Genomic DNA, 1381 nt, shown 5'->3' with positions numbered 1-1381 from the left:
TTTTAATGATGTTGGTTGTAAATCTTTCATAAGGTGACTTTTTTTGTGTCAACCTATATTAGGACGGGACAAACATTGGAAAAAAATCGAGGAGCATATTATCGGACGACCTTTAATTTAGATAAAACAGGAGATACATTTATTGATATGATGAACTGGAAAAAAGGGATGGTATATATAAATGGACATAATATAGGACGTTTTTGGGAAATAGGTCCACAACAGACTCTTTATATGCCGGGTTGTTGGCTGAAGAAAGGTGAAAATGAAATTATAATCCTTGATATGGTAGGACCAAGTGAACCGACAGTACAAGGATTACGTAAGCCAATCCTGAATATACAACGTAATATTGAAAATAATAAACATCGTAAGATGGGTGAAGAATTAGATTTGTCTGAAGAAAAACCTGTATGTAAAGGAAGTTTTAAATCGGGACAGGGTTGGCAGACAGTGAAGTTTAATCAAATATATACTGCTCGTTATTTTTGTTTAGAAGCATTAAATTCTCAGAATGGAGATCCTTATGCTTCTATTGCGGAGTTGGAAGTTTTAGATAAAAACGGCAAAAAACTTCCCCGTCAATATTGGAAAATTGTTTATGCAGATAGCGAAGAAACTGATGTGGCATATAATATTTCAACAAATATCTTTGATTTACAAGAATCAACTATTTGGCATACATCATATTCAACTTCAAAAGATCCATTTCCTCATCAGGTTATTATTGATTTAGGAGAAACTGTAGAAATAAGTGGTTTTCAGTATTTACCTCGTATGGAAGCTAATAAACCAGGAATGATAAAAGATTTTCAAGTTTATTTAAAGGAAGTATCGTTCAAATTCTAATTTATAAAAATGAATTTTAGTTTTTAATAGAATTGTTTTTTGATTAAGAGAAAAGGTTAGATAAATTTTTGTCTAACCTTTTGTATTTTCTATATAACTTATACAATAGCTTAATTCAAAAACATTACAGTGGCATTATTGATATGTTTTTATATGCAATGCCAAAGCCATTCCAGTCTCTCGATAACTAAACATTTTTTTGCAAGTTATTAATAATTTCATTTATTTAATCGAACCTATAAGATGCAGAATAGTTTGTTCTTCCAAAATCACTAAAATATCATGTAAATAGCAAGAATAATGAGATTCTCCAATTAAGAAAAGTTGAAGGTTTAAAATGGAGCGTAAATGAAGAATTGAGTTTGTTGATTTTTTGAATAAATAATTTTAGGCAGTATCCCAAAAACTGTGTAAATAGAAATAACGGAGGGTTTGCAAACCCTCCGTTATTTTTTTGTATATGTCCCGTCCTAATATAGGTTGACACAAAAAAAGTCACCTTATGAAAGATTTACAACCAACATCATTAAAA

General features: G+C 30.2%; 1 protein-coding gene. It reads left to right on the top strand.

Going from position 1 to position 1381, the window contains the following annotated elements:
• Nucleotides 1–75: 75 nt before the first annotated feature.
• A complete protein-coding gene (locus D0T53_RS13390; protein WP_163268735.1) occupies nt 76–849 on the top strand; it encodes a discoidin domain-containing protein in 774 nt (257 codons plus the stop codon).
• Nucleotides 850–1381 lie beyond the last annotated feature (532 nt).

The organism is Dysgonomonas sp. 216 (assembly GCF_010501065.1).
Classification (GTDB): Bacteria; Bacteroidota; Bacteroidia; order Bacteroidales; family Dysgonomonadaceae; genus QVMM01.
The sequence above is the reverse complement of the archived record's forward strand: the minus strand, read 5'-3'. Positions and strand labels throughout refer to the sequence as shown.